This window comes from Mesorhizobium sp. WSM3224 (assembly GCF_000427725.1).
Lineage (GTDB): Bacteria > Pseudomonadota > Alphaproteobacteria > Rhizobiales > Rhizobiaceae > Mesorhizobium.
The window spans coordinates 15,806-31,672 of the sequence record NZ_ATYO01000033.1; the positions used below are offsets into that span (position 1 = coordinate 15,806).

The 15,867-nt window shown below is 63.8% G+C and carries 17 protein-coding genes; 13 read left to right on the forward strand and 4 right to left on the reverse strand.

Translation table 11 applies throughout. The features are described from left to right. The first annotated feature begins 46 nt into the window (after positions 1-46). From YU3_RS0130255 to YU3_RS37800, 3 genes are all read left to right on the forward strand, one after another. Entirely contained in the window at positions 47-1,303 is a 1,257-nt protein-coding gene (locus YU3_RS0130255) for a PLP-dependent aminotransferase family protein (protein ID WP_051334142.1), read from the forward strand. Positions 1,304-1,987: 684 nt separating this feature from the next. Further along, positions 1,988-2,788: a hypothetical protein gene (locus tag YU3_RS37795; protein WP_036259911.1), complete on the forward strand. Its 801-nt coding sequence runs from the start codon at positions 1,988-1,990 to the stop codon at positions 2,786-2,788. Positions 2,789-2,883: 95 nt separating this feature from the next. Then, positions 2,884-3,429 carry a YbhB/YbcL family Raf kinase inhibitor-like protein gene (locus tag YU3_RS37800; RefSeq protein WP_036259913.1) on the forward strand — a complete coding sequence of 182 codons (546 nt, stop codon included), beginning with the start codon at positions 2,884-2,886 and terminating at the stop codon, positions 3,427-3,429. A 40-nt stretch (positions 3,430-3,469) separates the two neighbouring features. Here YU3_RS37800 and yghU read toward each other — a convergent pair whose 3' ends face one another. Further along, a complete protein-coding gene (gene yghU / locus YU3_RS0130270) occupies positions 3,470-4,339 on the reverse strand; it encodes a glutathione-dependent disulfide-bond oxidoreductase (RefSeq protein WP_027169724.1) in 870 nt (289 codons plus the stop codon). A 205-nt stretch (positions 4,340-4,544) separates the two neighbouring features. Between yghU and YU3_RS0130275 the strand changes: the two genes are divergently transcribed. Together YU3_RS0130275 and YU3_RS0130280 are read left to right on the forward strand one after the other, a co-directional pair. Continuing rightward, the gene (locus YU3_RS0130275; protein ID WP_027169725.1) at positions 4,545-5,447 is read left to right on the forward strand and encodes a S1C family serine protease; all 903 of its coding nucleotides are present in this window, start codon (positions 4,545-4,547) and stop codon (positions 5,445-5,447) included. 12 nt (positions 5,448-5,459) lie between these two features. Next, positions 5,460-6,416 carry a LysR family transcriptional regulator gene (locus tag YU3_RS0130280; RefSeq protein ID WP_027169726.1) on the forward strand — a complete coding sequence of 319 codons (957 nt, stop codon included), beginning with the start codon at positions 5,460-5,462 and terminating at the stop codon, positions 6,414-6,416. Here the strand turns inward: YU3_RS0130280 and YU3_RS0130285 are convergent. Next, entirely contained in the window at positions 6,367-7,089 is a 723-nt protein-coding gene (locus YU3_RS0130285) for an SDR family oxidoreductase (RefSeq protein ID WP_245273705.1), read from the reverse strand. The genes YU3_RS0130280 and YU3_RS0130285 overlap by 50 nt on opposite strands. 327 nt (positions 7,090-7,416) lie before the next feature. Here YU3_RS0130285 and YU3_RS37805 point away from each other — a divergent pair, with 327 nt between their 5' ends. The 3 genes from YU3_RS37805 to YU3_RS0130300 all read left to right on the forward strand — a co-directional run bounded on the left by YU3_RS37805 (position 7,417) and on the right by YU3_RS0130300 (position 9,741). After that, a complete protein-coding gene (locus tag YU3_RS37805) occupies positions 7,417-8,232 on the forward strand; it encodes a transporter substrate-binding domain-containing protein (protein ID WP_051334143.1) in 816 nt (271 codons plus the stop codon). 131 nt (positions 8,233-8,363) lie between these two features. After that, complete coding sequence (locus YU3_RS0130295) at positions 8,364-9,032, forward strand: amino acid ABC transporter permease (protein ID WP_027169728.1); 669 nt, start codon at positions 8,364-8,366, stop codon at positions 9,030-9,032. Next, complete coding sequence (locus YU3_RS0130300) at positions 9,019-9,741, forward strand: amino acid ABC transporter ATP-binding protein (RefSeq protein WP_027169729.1); 723 nt, start codon at positions 9,019-9,021, stop codon at positions 9,739-9,741. The genes YU3_RS0130295 and YU3_RS0130300 overlap by 14 nt, the downstream gene beginning before the upstream one ends. A 66-nt stretch (positions 9,742-9,807) precedes the next feature. On the opposite strand, the gene YU3_RS0130305 is transcribed toward YU3_RS0130300, so the two are convergent. Beyond that, a complete protein-coding gene (locus tag YU3_RS0130305) occupies positions 9,808-10,242 on the reverse strand; it encodes a type II toxin-antitoxin system HicB family antitoxin (protein ID WP_027169730.1) in 435 nt (144 codons plus the stop codon). A gap of 373 nt (positions 10,243-10,615) precedes the next feature. Between YU3_RS0130305 and YU3_RS0130310 the strand changes: the two genes are divergently transcribed. Next, positions 10,616-11,212, forward strand: a complete 597-nt coding sequence (locus tag YU3_RS0130310) for a YdeI/OmpD-associated family protein (RefSeq protein WP_027169731.1) — start codon at positions 10,616-10,618, stop codon at positions 11,210-11,212. A gap of 156 nt (positions 11,213-11,368) precedes the next feature. On the opposite strand, the gene YU3_RS0130315 is transcribed toward YU3_RS0130310, so the two are convergent. After that, positions 11,369-11,710, reverse strand: a complete 342-nt coding sequence (locus YU3_RS0130315; protein WP_027169732.1) for a hypothetical protein — start codon at positions 11,708-11,710, stop codon at positions 11,369-11,371. Positions 11,711-12,087: 377 nt separating this feature from the next. Between YU3_RS0130315 and YU3_RS0130320 the strand changes: the two genes are divergently transcribed. The 4 genes from YU3_RS0130320 (at position 12,088) to YU3_RS0130335 (ending at position 15,862) form a co-directional block, all read left to right on the forward strand. Beyond that, on the forward strand, positions 12,088-12,795 hold the full coding sequence (locus tag YU3_RS0130320) for an SDR family NAD(P)-dependent oxidoreductase (protein WP_027169733.1): 708 nt from the start codon (positions 12,088-12,090) through the stop codon (positions 12,793-12,795). Positions 12,796-13,143: 348 nt separating this feature from the next. Then, positions 13,144-14,352 carry an ABC transporter substrate-binding protein gene (locus tag YU3_RS0130325; protein WP_027169734.1) on the forward strand — a complete coding sequence of 403 codons (1,209 nt, stop codon included), beginning with the start codon at positions 13,144-13,146 and terminating at the stop codon, positions 14,350-14,352. 14 nt (positions 14,353-14,366) lie between these two features. Then, on the forward strand, positions 14,367-15,161 hold the full coding sequence (locus YU3_RS0130330) for an ABC transporter ATP-binding protein (protein WP_027169735.1): 795 nt from the start codon (positions 14,367-14,369) through the stop codon (positions 15,159-15,161). Beyond that, on the forward strand, positions 15,158-15,862 hold the full coding sequence (locus YU3_RS0130335) for an ABC transporter ATP-binding protein (RefSeq protein WP_027169736.1): 705 nt from the start codon (positions 15,158-15,160) through the stop codon (positions 15,860-15,862). Before YU3_RS0130330 ends, YU3_RS0130335 begins: the two co-directional genes overlap by 4 nt. Positions 15,863-15,867 lie beyond the last annotated feature (5 nt).

Consider the following 15,867-nt stretch of genomic DNA (forward strand, 5'->3'; position numbering starts at 1 on the left):
CAATTCGGCTAAAAAGTCTGATAATAGGTCAGTAAAGTTGACCTAAATGCAAAACTCGCCCTGCGGGAGGTGCGCCTTGACCCTGTTGAACCTTCTGGCCTCGCGCTCCTCGCGCATGAAGGCTTCGGAAATCCGCGAGCTGCTGAAGCTACTCGACCAGCCCGACATCATCTCCTTCGCCGGCGGCATTCCCGACCCGTCGCTGTTTCCCGCCGAGGCGATCGGCGATGCCTACCAGGCCGTGCTCGGCGGCAAGGAAGCAGGAGCGGCGCTGCAGTACCAGGTCAGCGAAGGCTTCCTGCCGCTGCGCAAATGGCTGGCCGCCTATATGGGCAAGCTCGGCGTGGCGTGCGACGAGGGCAACATCTTCATCACCTCCGGCTCGCAGCAGGCGCTCGATTATCTCGGCAAGCTGTTCCTGTCGCCGGGCGACACGGCTCTGGTCACCTGGCCGACCTATCTCGGCGCGCTGCAGGCCTTCAACGCCTATGAGCCGCGCTATGACCGGCTGAACACCGCCGGCGGCAACATGACGCCGGAAGCCTATCGCGCCGCGGCCGCTGCCCCTTCTGCCTTTTCGAAAGGGGGCGGCAAGGTGAAGTTCGCCTATCTGGTGCCGGATTTCGCCAACCCGACCGGCAACACGCTGGACGCCAGGCAGCGCCAGGCGGTGCTCGACCTTGCCGGCGAGCTCGACATCGCCGTCATCGAGGACGCAGCCTACCGCGCGCTGCGCTATGACGGCGAGGGCGTGCCGCCGATCCAGGCGCTCGACTGCGCCCGCTCCGGCGGCATCGACAAGGCGCGCACGCTCTATTGCGGGTCATTCTCGAAAATCCTGTCGCCCGGTATGCGCGTCGGCTGGGTCTGCGCGCCGCGCCATGTCGTGGAGAAACTGGTGCTGATGAAGCAGGCCTCCGACCTGCACAGCCCCTCAATCAACCAGATGGTCATGCACCGCGTCGCCGAGGCCATCTTCGACGCCCAGGTGGAAAAGCTGATCGGCGCCTACCGCAAGCGGCGCGACGCGCTGCTCGGTGCGCTCGAAGCCAACATGCCTGACGGCATTTCCTGGAGCCGTCCGGACGGCGGCATGTTCGTCTGGCTGACGCTGCCGGAGGGCACTGATGCCACCGCGCTCCTGGCGCGCTCGGTGAAGGAGGCGCGCGTCGCCTTCGTGCCGGGCAACGCCTTCTACGCCGATGGCGCCGGCCGCAACACACTGCGCATGTCGTTCACGTTGGCGGATGATCGCGCGGTCAACGAAGGCGTGCCGAGGCTGGCGAAGCTGCTGTGGGGTTGAAGCTGCTGATCTCCCCCCTTGTGGGGGAGATGTCCGGCAGGACAGAGGGGGGCGCCGTAGAGCGCCAACCTCAATTAAACCCGATCGGCCGCGCGCCACTTGGACTTGCCAGGACCCAATTGCAAATTGCCGAGACGCTGGCGGGACAGCGCCCCCCCTCTGCCTTGCCAGGCATCTCCCCCACAAGGGGGAGATCAGATGTCGCCATCGCTTTCGCCAATCTCCAACGCTCCCTTCGCCGGCTATCACCTCCCACTCGCGCAGGCGTGATTGCTAGTGCGCAGGCGTGATTATCGGCGCGGCCGATTCTTCGGCTAGTGTCGCAGCCGATCCAACCCCCTGGATCGACCCGACCGTGGGGTCCCACCTTCATGGTCCGAACCAAAGAGCCCCGACGGCCTCCACCGGCGGGGCTTTTTTGTCACCTGTCCTATGCATATCGGCAGGCGCCGGCGTTGGCCTTCCCACTTGATTGCCCCGTCGCGACAGAGGTCGCTCACCTCACCGTGGGCACAAAAGTCGCGCGGATTTTCTCCACAATGGGGAAGGCTCCCGCGGTTTGCATCGTTCATTGCCACAGGTTCCAACAGAGCTTTGCCGCCAGCCGGAAGAAAGCGTGGCCCTTGTCGGGAGCGGCGGGCAAGGCTCATATGCGCTCCGCAAGAGTGCGCGAAGAGGGATGGCATGATGAGTGATGCACCGCCCCGCGTGACGCTGCTGCTCGGCAGCGCGCCGGATGTCACGCGCTGTGTCGCGTGGACCAAGCATGCATTCGCCAGCATCGTCGCAATCAACAATGCCTGGCGCGTGCGCCCCGACTGGGACGTCCTGGTGCATGCCGGCGATTTTCCGCCTGACCGCATGCCGCGGCGGCATGAACTGCGGCAAGCCGAAATCTTCAGCGCCGCCCACTACGTGCCGGCGCAGAACAGCTTTGGCGGCTTCGTCTATGCCGGCGCCACCATGTCGCTGACGTCGGCCTATTGGAGCGTTCATAGCCAGAGGCCGGACGTGCTCGCCTTCCTGGGCTGCGACATGATCTATGACAGCGCTGGCGACACCCATTTCTACGGCGTCGGCCGCGCCGACCCGCTGCGCGACGACGTCACGCTGCAGAGTCTCGAGGCCAAGTCCGCGCGCCTTCTTTTCCACGCGCTGCGGCGCGGCACGCTTTGCGTCAACCTGTCGGATCTGCCGCGCAGCAGGCTGGTTTTCCCAAAACTCTCCTTCGAGGACGTGCAGCGGCTGTCCATGCCGCAAGTCCTGGCCATGCAGGCCGAGTTGCATGCCGGCATAGACCTCGAGGCGGTTGAAGCGGCCGAGGCGATGGAACGCAAGTTCGGCTATTTCTACGAGGATGGGATGTACTGGAAGCATCTCGACGAGATAGACCGGGCAAAGCTTGCCGGCATCGATCGGCTCTGGATGTCGGCTGTCGCGGGCCTGGCGATGCCGGCGGTCGCGGAATGCAGAGCGGCGGAGTAGAGATTGGAGGTTGCCGGCCGCCGTCACGCAAAGTTGCTCGGTGCCGCCCGGCCCGTTAAGATACGCTCTGCGATCTCAGCCAGGGAGGACGGGCCATGATCCCGCGCCTAAGCTTCATCGTATGCGCATTCACTCTCTTCGCAACCCAGGCGTCCGCCTTTGAGATTTCCAGCCCGTCGGTTTCGGACGGCAAATGGGATGCGAAATATCTCGGCGACAAGGCCGGCTGCGGCGGACAGAGCGTCTCGATCGCGCTTGCCTGGAAGGACCCGCCAGCCGGCACCAAAAGCTTCGCGCTGACCATGTTCGACCCCGACGCCAATGGCGGCAAGGGTTTCTGGCACTGGCTGGCCTGGAACATCCCGGCAAGCGCCAAGGGCCTGCGCGAAGGCGCCGGCGCTGAAGGCGGCAAGCGCATGCCCAAGGGTTCGGTGTCCGGCACGGGCGGCGTCGGCCGCGCCGGCTATTTCGGCCCGTGCCCACCGCCCGGCAGCGGCACGCATCACTATGTCTTCACCCTCTATGCACTGAGCGGAAAGACGCTGCGCATCCCGGAAAATCCGTCGCCGGAGATGGCCTCGACAGCCGCCAAGAGCCAGGCGCTCGGCCAGGCGGCGGTGACGTATACATATGGGAGGTAGCGTAGCGTCCTACTTCCCCTAGTGGGGAGAGTAGGGAGCCTCACTCCGCTGCTTGCAGCTTGTCCTGCGTCTTCGTCTCAAAGTCGCTGGCGTCGTGGCGCTCGCGCAACTGGAAGGCCGGATCGCCGGACATGCGGTTGACCATGCGGCCGCGCTTCACCGCCGGTCTGGCGTCGATCGCGTCGGCCCAGCGCTGCACGTTCTTGTATTCATGCACCGAGAGGAACTGCGCGGCGTCGTTGTAGCTGCGGCCTTTGGCGAGCCCGCCATACCAGGGCCACACCGCCATGTCGGCGATCGTGTAGTCCGGGCCTGCGAGATATTCGCTCTCCGCCAGCCTGCGGTCGAGCACGTCCATCTGCCGCTTGGTCTCCATGGCGAAGCGGTCGATGGCGTATTCGATCTTTTCGGGCGCATAGGCGTAGAAATGGCCGAAGCCGCCGCCGAGGTAGGGCGCCGAACCCATCTGCCAGAACAGCCATGAGAAGGTCTCGGCGCGCGCAGCGCGCTCGGTCGGCAGGAAGGCGCCGAATTTTTCGGCGAGATAAGTCAGGATCGAACCGGATTCGAACACGCGCACCGGCTTCGGCTCGCTATGGTCCATCAGCGCTGGGATCTTCGAGTTCGGATTGACCTCGACGAAGCCCGAACCGAACTGGTCGCCGTCGCCGATCTTGATCAGCCAGGCATCGTATTCCGCGCCCTTGTGGCCGAGCGCCAGAAGCTCCTCCAGCATGATCGTCACTTTCTGGCCGTTGGGCGTAGCCAGCGAATAGAGCTGCAGCGGATGCCTGCCGACCGGCAGTTTCTTGTCATGCGTTGGGCCCGCGATCGGCCGGTTTATCGAGGCGAACTCGCCGCCATTCGGCTTGTTCCAGGTCCAGACTTTCGGCGGGATGTATTGATCCATGTTGAAGGCCTTGTGTTTCGTGAAGCGCGAGATGTTTTGCCACGGATGCCGATAGACTTAGGTGTGGTTTTGCGCGCGTCAAAGAAAAAAGTTCAATCTTCGTTGAACTAGCGCTTGTGCCAGCCCGGCAAGGGGGAAGATCACCCTTGCACCGCGGCCCTTCGGCCATACTTATAGAAGAAGACCCGCAATGCAGGATGGATCGATGACCATCGAAAAAATTTCGCGCTCCGTCGTTGCCGTGCGCGCCACGGTTCCGGACGACGCCTTCACCGCCAATGCGCTGGGCACGCGCCGCGAGGGCAGCGGCGTGGTGATCCGCGACAATGGCCTGGTGCTCACCATAGGCTATCTGATCACCGAGGCCGAGGAAGTGTGGCTGACCGACCAGGACGGCCGCGTGGTCGCCGCGCACGCGCTGGCCTACGACCAGGAGACAGGCTTCGGCCTGGTGCAGGCGCTGTCGCCGCTCGGCCTGCCGGCTGTCCAGTTCGGCGACGCCAGGAAGGCCAAGATCGGCGATGCCGTGACGCTCGCCGACGGCATCGGCCAGCAGGTCGACGCGCATATCGTCACCAAGCAGGAATTCGCCGGCTACTGGGAATATCTGATCGATGAAGCGATCTTCATCGCGCCCGCGCATCCGTCCTGGGGCGGCGCCGCGCTGTTCGACCACCGCGGCAAGCTGCTCGGTGTCGGCTCGCTGCGTCTGCAGATGAGCCGCGCGGGCGAGGTGGCCGACATCAACATGGTCGTGCCCATCGATCTTTTGACGCCGATCCTCGACGATCTCACCAAGCGCGGTCAGGCGGCGAAGGCGCCGCGTCCGTGGCTCGGCGCCTTCTCGGCCGAGTCGAACGGCATGGTGGTCGTGATGAGCGTGGCGGAAGGTGGTCCCGCGGCAAAGGCGGGCCTGCGCCAGGGCGACATCATCTCCGACGTGCGCGACGGCGAGGTCGACGGTCTGGCCGATTTCTACCGCAAGCTTTGGCAGAATCCGGCCGGAGCGGAGATTCCGCTGCGCGTGGTGCGCGACGGTCGCGAGACCTGGCTCAGGGTAAAATCCGCCGACCGCAATTCCTTCCTCAAGAAGCCGCAGCTCCAGTAGTCCGGCGCCCTTATGCACCCCAGGCTGCTGAAGACTTTTCTCGCGGTCGCGCGGACCGGCAACGTCACGCGCGCGGCGCAAGGGGTCAATCTCGCCCAGTCGAGCGTCAGCGACCAGATCCAGGCGCTGGAGACCGAGCTTGGCGCCAACCTCTTCACCCGCTCGCGGCAGGGGCTGGAACTGACGCCGGCGGGCGAGGCGCTGAGACCCTATGCCGAGGACCTGCTGGCGCTCGCCGTCGAGGCCAGGGCCGCGGTAGATGGGACCAGGGCCGAGACGGCTGGCACACTTTCGATCGGCGCGCTGGAGACGATTGCCTCGGCAAGGCTTGCCGGCTGGCTCGCGGGTTTCCGCGCCGCTCACGGTGGTATCGACATCAAGCTCAGGATCGGCGGCAGCGGCGACTTGCTGCGCAGGCTGGGGGAGGGCGAGATCGACGTCGTCTTCTGCTTCGAGCGGCCCGCTGATCTCGATGTCGATGCCGGCGAGCCGGACCAGCGCTTTGCCAGGCGCGTCGTGGCGGTCGAGCCATTGGCACTGATCGCGCCGCCCGGCGACAACCGGGCCGATGTCGATCTGGCGACACTGGCCGAAAAGCATTTCGTCGCCACCGAGACTGGCTGCGTCTACCGCGCCATGGTCGACAAGGCATTTGCCGAGGCGGGTCTCGGCAAGCCCGGCCTCGCCGCCGAAGCCGGCAGCATCGACGCCATTGCCGGGCTGGTAGCAGCCGGCGCCGGCTTTGGCCTGGTGCCGCGGCTGGCGGTCGCCGCCGCGATCGATCGCGGCGACGTGGCCGAGCTTGCCTGGCCTGGGCCGGTCCGCTCGGCGGACGTGGTGATGATCTGGCGGCGCCGCCGCGTCCAGCCGCCGGCGCTGAAGCAGTTTCTCGCGGATATCGGCAAGAATTTCGCGCCGGTCAGACCAGCCGGTGGCCGCCCTCGACCTGCAGCGTCTCTCCCGTCGTAAAGCCGTTGCCCATCAGGAAGCGAATTGCGTCGGCGATATCCTCAGGCCGTCCGACCCGGCCGGCAGGCAGGCGCTTCGCCATAGCGGCAAGCGTCTCGTTCTTTTTCTCGCCCGCGACGAACGCCCAGATCGGTGTGTCGACCCAGCCCGGCGAGACGGCGTTGACGCGGATCGGCGCCAGCTCGACGGCGAGAGCCCGCACCAGCCCTTCAAGTGCCGCGTTGACGGCGGCGACCACCGCACCGCGCGCCGCGGGCCGATAGGCCGCAATGCCGGAGACGAAGGTGAGCGAACCGGTCGGCGGCAACTTCGGCGCGCCATGCTTGGCAATCAGCAGCGGTCCGTAGAATTTGCTCTCCACCACCCGCTGCGCGGCCTCCAATTCGATCTCGGGCAGCAGCTGGTAGGCGCCTTCGATCGCGGCGGCCGTGCTGACGATATGGTCGAGCCGGCCGATACGCTCGAACAGCGCCGCGACCTCGTGCTCGCGGCCGATATCGACCGCCGCCGTTTCGAGCGCGTCCGGGCGGCCGAGATCGTCTCGCGCGGCGTCCAGCTTCGCTTCCCCGCGCCCGGCGATGATGACGTCGGCGCCTTCCTCGAGACAGCGCCTGGCGAGCGCCAGCCCCATGCCCGAGCTGCCGCCGACGATCAGGATTTTCTGCTTGTCCATGTCCACGCCTTTCCTTTGCATGGACTCTGATGTGGCAAGCCGGCGCGCGAAGCGGAAACGGAAGAAACCGATAGCGCCATCGGAAGCTCCGATGACGAGATCGACAGTCCCGCCGGCTTTCGCCGCAAGATCTGGCATAACCGGTCGCGAGACCTGGCCGCGCATGAAATCCGCCGGCCGCAGTCCTTCCCGCGGAAGCCGCAACTGCGGCAACCTTGACTTGGGCGCCGCTCGATCCAGATGCACGGTGCGGGCTCCCGAGTTCATGCATTGCGCACCGATCGTCGACGCCTTCAGCAGGCGAATGCCCGCCGAAAGGAGGTATCTGTGAACAACAAGTCGCTTATCATTTTGGCCACGTCGCTGGTTTCCGGCCTCGTGCTTTCGTTCGGAGCAACGCCTATGGCGGCCGCGCAAAGCGCGGCAACCAAGATCGTGGTCGGCGCCGATACGACCTTTCCGCCATTCGAGACCGAGACGAACGGCCAGGTCACCGGCTTCGACATCGACATGATCCAGGCGATCGCCAAGGCCGAGAACATGACGGTCAGCCTGAAGACGCTGCCGTTCAACGGCATTATCCCCAGCCTGCAGGCCGGCTCGATCGACGCCGCGGTTGCCGGGATAACGATCAAGACCAGCCGGATGCAGAACGTCGATTTCAGCGACGCCTATTACAAATCCGGCCTTTCGGTGCTGGTGATGAATGACGCCGACATCAAGGGCTTCGACGACCTCAAGGGCCACGTGGTTGCCACCAAGAAAGCAACCTCGTCCGTCGACTATCTGACCAGCCACGGTTTCGCGCCCGATTATGTGAAGCAGTTCCAGAGCATCGATGCAGCCTACCAGGCGCTCGAAACCGGCGGGGCGGACGCGGTCATCTTCGACAACCCCGTCAACATCAACTTCAAGGCCGGCCATGACAACGTCAAGACCGTGGGCCCGCTGCTGACCGGCGAATATTACGGCATCGCCATCAGCAAGCAGAAGCCGGAACTGGTCGACAAGATCAACGCCGGCCTCGCCAAGATCAGGCAGAGCGGCGAATACCAGAAGCTTTTCGAAAAATATTTTGGAGGCGATACCAGCGGCGTCGTCAACGAGGTGCAGAAACCTGCCTCCGTTGCGATTTCGGGCTGACGACCGCTCGGGTCACCCGAACGACGATCCTTCAGCTTTCGCGGCCAGTCCGGCAAGTCGATACGCATGGCGCGAGCCGCGCCATGCGCTCCGATGAGGCGGGCGAGAAATAGCACTCCAAGGCACGCTTCATGGGCCCCATCTGGCAAAACCTACCCGTCATCCTCGATGGCCTGCGGCTTACCATCCAGTATTCGATCGTCGCAATCCTCCTGATGGTGGTCATCGGCCTGTTCGCGGCGCTGATGCGCCTGTCGACGGTTGCGCCGCTGCGCTGGATCGCCACCGGCTATGTCGAGATTTTCCGATCCACCCCGCTGCTGGTGCAGCTCTTCTTCATCGTGCTTGGACTGCCGGCGATCCTGCCCGTCAACCAGTGGTTTGGACAACTGACATATCCCATCCTCGCCGCCGCCTTCACGCTCAGCCTGAACGAAGGCGCCTATGTCACCGAGATCATCCGCGCCGGCATTCTCGGCGTCGACCGTGGCCAGAAGGAAGCGGCGCAGTCGATCGCCATGAACGGCTTTCAGACGATGCGCTATATCGTCCTGCCCCAGGCGTTCAAGCGCATGATCCCGCCGCTGGTCAACCAGGCTGCCCAGACGATCAAGGACACCTCGCTGCTGGCGCCGGTCGGCATCGCCGAGCTGGTCTACAAGGGCGAGATCGTGATTGCCGAGACCTTCGCGTCCTTTGCGATCTGGGGACTGATTGCCGCCCTGTACTTCGTCCTCATCTTCTCCCTGTCGAAGTTCTCGTCCTACCTGGAGAGGAGGCTTCAAGTTGATAAACGTTAGGGACCTTCACAAGTCCTTCGGCCACGACGAGATCCTCAAGGGGATAAGCACTCATGTCGAGGAAAAGGAGGTCGTCGTCGTCATCGGCCCTTCGGGAAGCGGCAAAAGCACGTTCCTGCGCTGCCTGAACGGCCTGGAGAAGGCAACCAGCGGCGAGATCGAAATCGCCGGCATGGTGCTGACCGATCCGAAGACGAACATCCACCAATTGCGCCAGCATGTCGGCATGGTGTTTCAGCAGTTCAACCTGTTCAAGCACCTGACCATTCTGGAGAACGTCACGATCGGGCCGCGCAAGGTCAAGAAGATCCCGGCCGAGGAGGCCAACAGGGTCGCGCGCGAATTGCTGGCCAAGGTCGGCCTCGTCGGCAAGGAGGAAAGTTACCCCGATGAGCTTTCCGGCGGCCAGCAGCAGCGTGTAGCGATCGCCCGCTCGCTGGCGATGGGACCGAACGTCATGCTCTTCGACGAGCCGACCTCCGCGCTCGATCCCGAAATGGTGGGCGAGGTGCTACAAGTCATGAAGACCTTGGCGGTCGAGGGAATGACGATGGTGGTCGTCACCCACGAGATGGGTTTTGCCCGGGAGGTCGGGCATCGGGTGATCTTCATGGATGACGGCATGATCGTCGAGGAAGGGGCACCGAGGGTGCTTTTCTCGGATCCGCAACGGGGCCGCACAAAGAGCTTTCTGGCGAAAATCCTGTAGCCGCCGACCCGCTCGCCGGGAGAGCGCGAGAGCGGGGCGATCCGGCCTGACCTTTCGTTGCGAAAGTCAGGCGGCCTTGTGGAACTCCATGTCAAATCGCAGAGGATGGCCGAGCGCCTTGAACGCCTCCTCGAGTGAGTCGAGCCGCGAGTTGTGGTCGAGCCGGAATAGCCGGTCGACATGTTCGCGCTGGCATTTCAACTCGCGCATCAGATCCGCGCGACTCCAGCCCTTTTCCCTCAGGGCCATGTATAGGGCCGACTTCAGGAAAACGAGCGCCGGAATCTCCACAAACCATCCCTTGCCCTTGGTTTCCTTGAGCGGGAAGGGGATATCGTCGCCATTCGCAATGCGGGCGGCGATTGCCTCCTCGATTGCATTGCGCCCATTATGGCAAGCTTCTTCCTCAGTGTCGCCGTAGGACGCGACCTCAGCGAATTGAGGTGCCGTAACCAGCCAGGTATCGTTGTCGTCGGGCGTGAGGGCGAGTTCATACCACATACACTTCTCCTCTATTTCAGGCCCAAATCCTTCTTGTTCTTTTCAACCAGACGCGTTCCAAGCTCCTTGCCGCCACCATGCATTGGCAACTGGGAAACCTTGTCTTTGAACGGACAGTCAGATGACCGCTCCCACCACGGTGGGTTTCGAAGGTGCATCCCTGCTTGGCGAGCCAGCGCCGGAATTCGTTTGCGTTCATAAAGGATAGCGTACTCCACACATCTGTGGAAGTCAACAGAAGTGTGGAGTGTGCTGAAGCGAGGATCCATCGGATCAAGCCGTTTGGCGCCTGCTGACAGAAACTGGCGCCATCCGTCGCCACAACCGCTGCGGAATCGTCCACACTGTTGTGTGATGAAACGAGGAGGTGATGATGCCCCCGATCAAGGTCGATCCGGACAAGGTTCGCGAGTTCCGCGACGCTGAAAGCTTCCATGCCTGGCTGGCCGACAACCATGCCAGTGAAAGCGAGGTCTGGATCAAGATCCACAAGGTGGGCTCAGGGCTCGCCTCGATTACGCCGAAGCAGGCCATCGATGTCGTGCTCTGCTTCGGCTGGATCGACGCGGTGCGCAAGTCGCTCGACGATAAGAGTTTCCTGCAGCGCTACACGCCGCGCGGCAAAAAGAGCATCTGGAGCAAGATAAACATCGACAATGTCGCGCGCCTGATCGAGGAGGGCCGCATGACCAGCCATGGCCTCAAGCAAGTCGACGCGGCCAAGGCGGATGGCCGTTGGGACCGCGCCTATGGCGGCTCGAAGAAGATGACCATCCCGCCCGACCTGCAGGCCGCGATCGACGCCGAGCCGAAGGCGAAAGCGATGCTGGAAAAGCTTTCGGCGCAGAACCGCTTCGCGCTCACCTTCCGCACCCACAACATGAAGACCGAGGCAGGGCGCAAGAAGAAGATCGCCGATCTGGTGGCGATGCTGAAGCGAGGCGAGACGATCCACCCGCAGAAGAAGTAGGGGCGTGATCCGGAACTCAAGGACCGCGTCGGCGGACGTGATTCCCGAAAAGCAAAAAACGCCGCCCTGAAGGACGGCGTTTCCGGAAGCGATGATCCCTAACCCTTTGCAAGCGGTTCCGGATCATCCGGTCATGAAGTTCGAAGGCGTCAGGCCTTACGCGGCCTTCTTCGCAACATGCTTCTTCACATGGTGCTTGCGCACGTGGTGCTTCTTCACGGGATGCTTCTTGGCATGATGCCTCGAGTGCTTCTTCACGTGATGATGCTTACGGGCGTGGTGACGATGATGCTTGCGGTGATGCTTCTTGTGCGGGCCATTGCTGGCGGGCTTGGCGGCATCGGTCGCTGCCGGCTTCGCGGCTTCGGTGGTCGCAGCCGGAGCAGTCGTGGTCGCGGCAGTCGTGGCAGCGGCATTGGCTTCGGTGGTGCCGAGCGCCGGTACTGCGAAAGCGAGCGCGACGGCCAGGCCGAGTGCGGAAAGAAGGGTCTTTTTCATAATCGGCAATCCTTGGTTTAAGGTCGATGTCTGTTGTCGCGCGCCGCAATCGTTCGGCTGCTCCGGTGCCGCTTATGACAGCCGCTCTTTTCGCGAGTTTTTCCGGACTGTTGAATCTTGTTTCTGGATTATGTCCGGCGAGGTCCTCGCCCGCGGAATGGGGAAGTGGCCGCATGGCGATCGGCGAGGGGCAGCGCTTCCGGATGCGGCTACGCCTCCTGCCGCGGCAATGGCGAACGCAATTGGCTCAGAGCCACTCATGAAGCGCGTCGCATAATGATTGCGAACTCTTCACCCTAATCAAACGGCGCGATCGATGCGATCTTGCAGTCAATGCGATCTTGCAGTGGACACAAGGAACCGAAGGAGCAGGAGCAATGACCGGCAACGCAAATTATTCCGGCAAGGTGGCGCTGGTCACCGGCGGCAACCGTGGCATCGGCCTGGAAACGGCCCGCCAGCTCGCTGAACTGGGTTTCACCGTGCTCATCGGTGCGCGCGACTTCGCCAAGGGCGAGGCGGCGGCGAAAAAGTTCGGCGGCAAGGTCGAGGCGATCGCGCTGGATGTCGCGGCGCCCGAAGCGGCCGTGCAGGCGGCGGCCCAGGTCGAGCGCCGGTTCGGCCGGCTCGAAATTCTGGTCAACAATGCCGCCATCCATTACGACCCGTCGGCGCGAGCGCTCAAGCCGGACTGGACGGTGATCCGCGAGGCTTTCGAGACCAACGTCTTCGGCTCCTGGCGCGTCGCTGTCGCCTTCGCGCCGCTGCTCGGCGCCTCCGGCCATGGCCGGCTGGTCAACGTCTCGTCGGAAGGCGGCTCGCTCGCCTCGATGGGCGCCGGCGCGCCGGCCTACTCGACCAGCAAGGCGACGCTCAACGCGCTGACCCGCATCCTTGCGGCCGAGCTGCGCGGTTCAGGCGTGCTGGTCAATTCGATCTGCCCCGGCTGGGTCGCGACCGACATGGGCGGCCCTGGCGGCCGTCCCGTGGCGCAAGGTGCCGCCGGCATCGTCTGGGCCGCGACCTTGTCTGACGACGGCCCGACCGGCGGCTTCTTTCGTGATGGCAAAAAGCTGCCGTGGTGATTGAAGCTAGGATTTTTGGAGTAAGATATTGAAAAATATAGCTTTTCCACTCGGTCGTCGCGAAATCGCAGCAAGAGTGGAAAAACTAGCCGGGTCAATGCTTTAGCCAGCAAACAGCCCAGAATCGGATTCACCCCGCCGCGCCGTTCGCTATGCTACGAAAATAGCATTCTCGGCCCCCGAAATGTGATGCTAGGTTTCGCGCTCCCGGCGGCGGCCGCGCGAGCGGCAGAGGAGGGACGGCAAGCGGGGGCGCAGGCCCGCAATTCCTGCGATATCGGACGGAACTGTTGAACCATTGCGAGGCCGCCGCGTTTCCGGTGGTTGGCCACCAGGGAGGAACCACCAGTGAAAGCATCCTGTCTCGTCTCCGCCGCGCTCATTGCGGCGTCCGCGCTGCCTGCCGCGGCCGGCGAAATTTCCGACGGCAAGGTCAAGATCGGCATCCTCAATGACCAGTCTGGCGTCTATGCCGACTTCGGCGGCAAATGGTCGGTCGAGGCCGCCAAGATGGCGGTCGAGGATTTCGGCGGCAAGGTGCAGGGCGCGCCGATCGAGATCGTCAGCGCCGATCACCAGAACAAGCCGGACATCGCCTCCAACATCGCGCGCCAGTGGTACGACACCGAGCAGGTCGACGCGATCATGGAGCTCACGACGTCTTCCGTGGCTTTGGCCGTCCAGGGGCTTTCCAAGGAAAAGAAGAAGATCGACATCGTCACTGGCGCCGCAGCCACCGACCTCACCGGCAAGCAGTGCTCGCCCTATGGTTTCCACTGGGCCTATGACACGCATTCGCAGGCCGTCGGCACGGGCGGCGAGCTGGTCAAGCAGGGTGGCGACAGCTGGTATTTCATCACCGTCGACTACGCTTTCGGCTATTCGCTGAAGGACCAGACCGCCAAGCTCGTCGAGGCCAGCGGCGGCAAGGTGCTGGGCGAGGTGCGCTATCCGTTGGGTTCCACCGACTATTCCTCCTTCCTGCTCCAGGCGCAGTCCTCCGGCGCCAAGGTGGTCGGGCTTGCCAATGCCGGCCTCGATACCTCCAACTCGATCAAGCAGGCGGCGGAATTCGGCATCGTCGCCGGCGGCCAGCGGTTGGCCGCGCTCCTCTTCACGCTCGCCGAAGTGCACGGGCTCGGCCTGCAGGCGGCGCAGGGCGTGGTGCTCACCGAAGGCTTTTACTGGGACCGCGACGACAAGAGCCGCGAATTCGCCCAACGCTTCTTCAAGCGCACCAAACGCATGCCGAACATGATCCAGGCAGGCACCTATTCGGCGGTGACGCAGTATCTGAAGGCAATCGACAAGGCCGGCACCGACGAGACCGAGGCGGTGGCCAAGCAGCTGCACGAAATGCCGGTCAACGACGTCTTCACCGCCAACGGCAAGGTGCAGGCCGACGGCTCGATGGTGCATGACATGTATCTCTACCAGGTCAAGAAACCGGAAGAGTCGAAGAAGGACTGGGATTACTACACCTATCTGGCGACCATTCCCGGCGACAAGGCCTTCATGAAGGCCGAGGACAGCGGCTGCCCGCTCGTCACCAAGTGACGCTCGACACCGCCATCGCTGTCCGCCGAGACGGTATAGATGACACGCCGCGGGTGGTGCTTTCCGCCCGCGGTCTGCGGCGCGACTTCGCCGGCTTCGTCGCGGTGAAGGATGTCGATCTCGACGTCCATCACGCAAAAATCCATGCGTTGATCGGCCCGAACGGCGCCGGCAAGACCACCATCTTCAACCTGTTGACCAAATTCCTGCAGCCGACCAGCGGCAGGATCGAATTGCTCGGCACCGACATCACCCGAACGCCGCCGGCGAAAGTGGCGCGCATGGGCCTCGTCCGCTCGTTCCAGATATCGGCGATCTTTCCGCATCTCTCCGTCCTCGACAATGTGCGCGTCGCGCTGCAGCGCCCGGGCGGGCTTGGCTACCAGTTCTGGCGCCCGGTCTCGGCGTTGGATCAACTCACGCCAAGGGCGCGCGAGCTGCTCGCCGTCGTCGGCCTCGACGATGCAGCACATCGTCTCGCCGGCGATCTCTCCTATGGCAGGAAGCGTGTGCTGGAGATCGCCACCACGCTGGCGCTGGATCCCAAGGTGCTGCTGCTCGACGAGCCGATGGCCGGCATGGGGCATGAGGATGTCGGCATGATCTCCGGCATCATCCGCTCGCTGGCCAAGGATCGCGCCGTGCTGATGGTCGAGCACAACCTCACCGTCGTCGCCGACCTTTGCGACTGGGTCACCGTCATGCAGCGCGGCCAGGTGCTGGCTGCCGGCGACTACGCCACCGTCAGCCGGGACGAGCGCGTCCGCGTCGCCTACATGGGCACCGAGCATGGGGGGGAAGGAGCATGAGTGAGCCGCTGCTTGCCGTGCGCGACCTCCACGCCTGGTACGGCGAGGGCCATGCGCTGCACGGCGTCAACCTCGATGTCAGGCGCGGCGAGACCGTCACGCTGCTCGGCCGCAACGGCGTCGGCAAGACGACGACTTTGCGCGCCATCATGGGCCTGATCCGCAAGCGCACCGGCTCCGTCACCTTCAACGGCAAGGACTTGATCCGCCTGCCGCTGCACCGCGTCGCGCATCAGGGTATCGGCTTCGTGCCGGAGGAGCGCGGCATCTTCGCCACGCTTACCGTCGACGAGAACCTGATCCTGCCGCCGGTCGTGGCCAAGGGCGGCATGAGCGTGGATGAGATATTCGAACTCTTCCCCAACCTCAAGGAGCGCCGCAACAGCCAGGGCACGAAACTCTCCGGCGGCGAGCAGCAGATGCTGGCCATCGCCCGCATTCTTCGGACGGGCGTCGAAATGCTTTTGCTCGACGAGCCTACCGAGGGTCTCGCGCCGGTCATCGTGCAGCGCATCGGCGAGCTGCTGGCGACGCTGAAGAAGCGCGGCATGACCATCCTTTTGGTCGAGCAGAATTTCCGCTTCGCCGCGCGCATCGCCGATCGATTCTACCTGATGGACCACGGCAAGGTGGTGGAGGGTTTTGCCGTGGGCGAGCTTTCCGCGCACACCGACAAGCTGCACGAGGTGCTGGGGGTATGATGGCC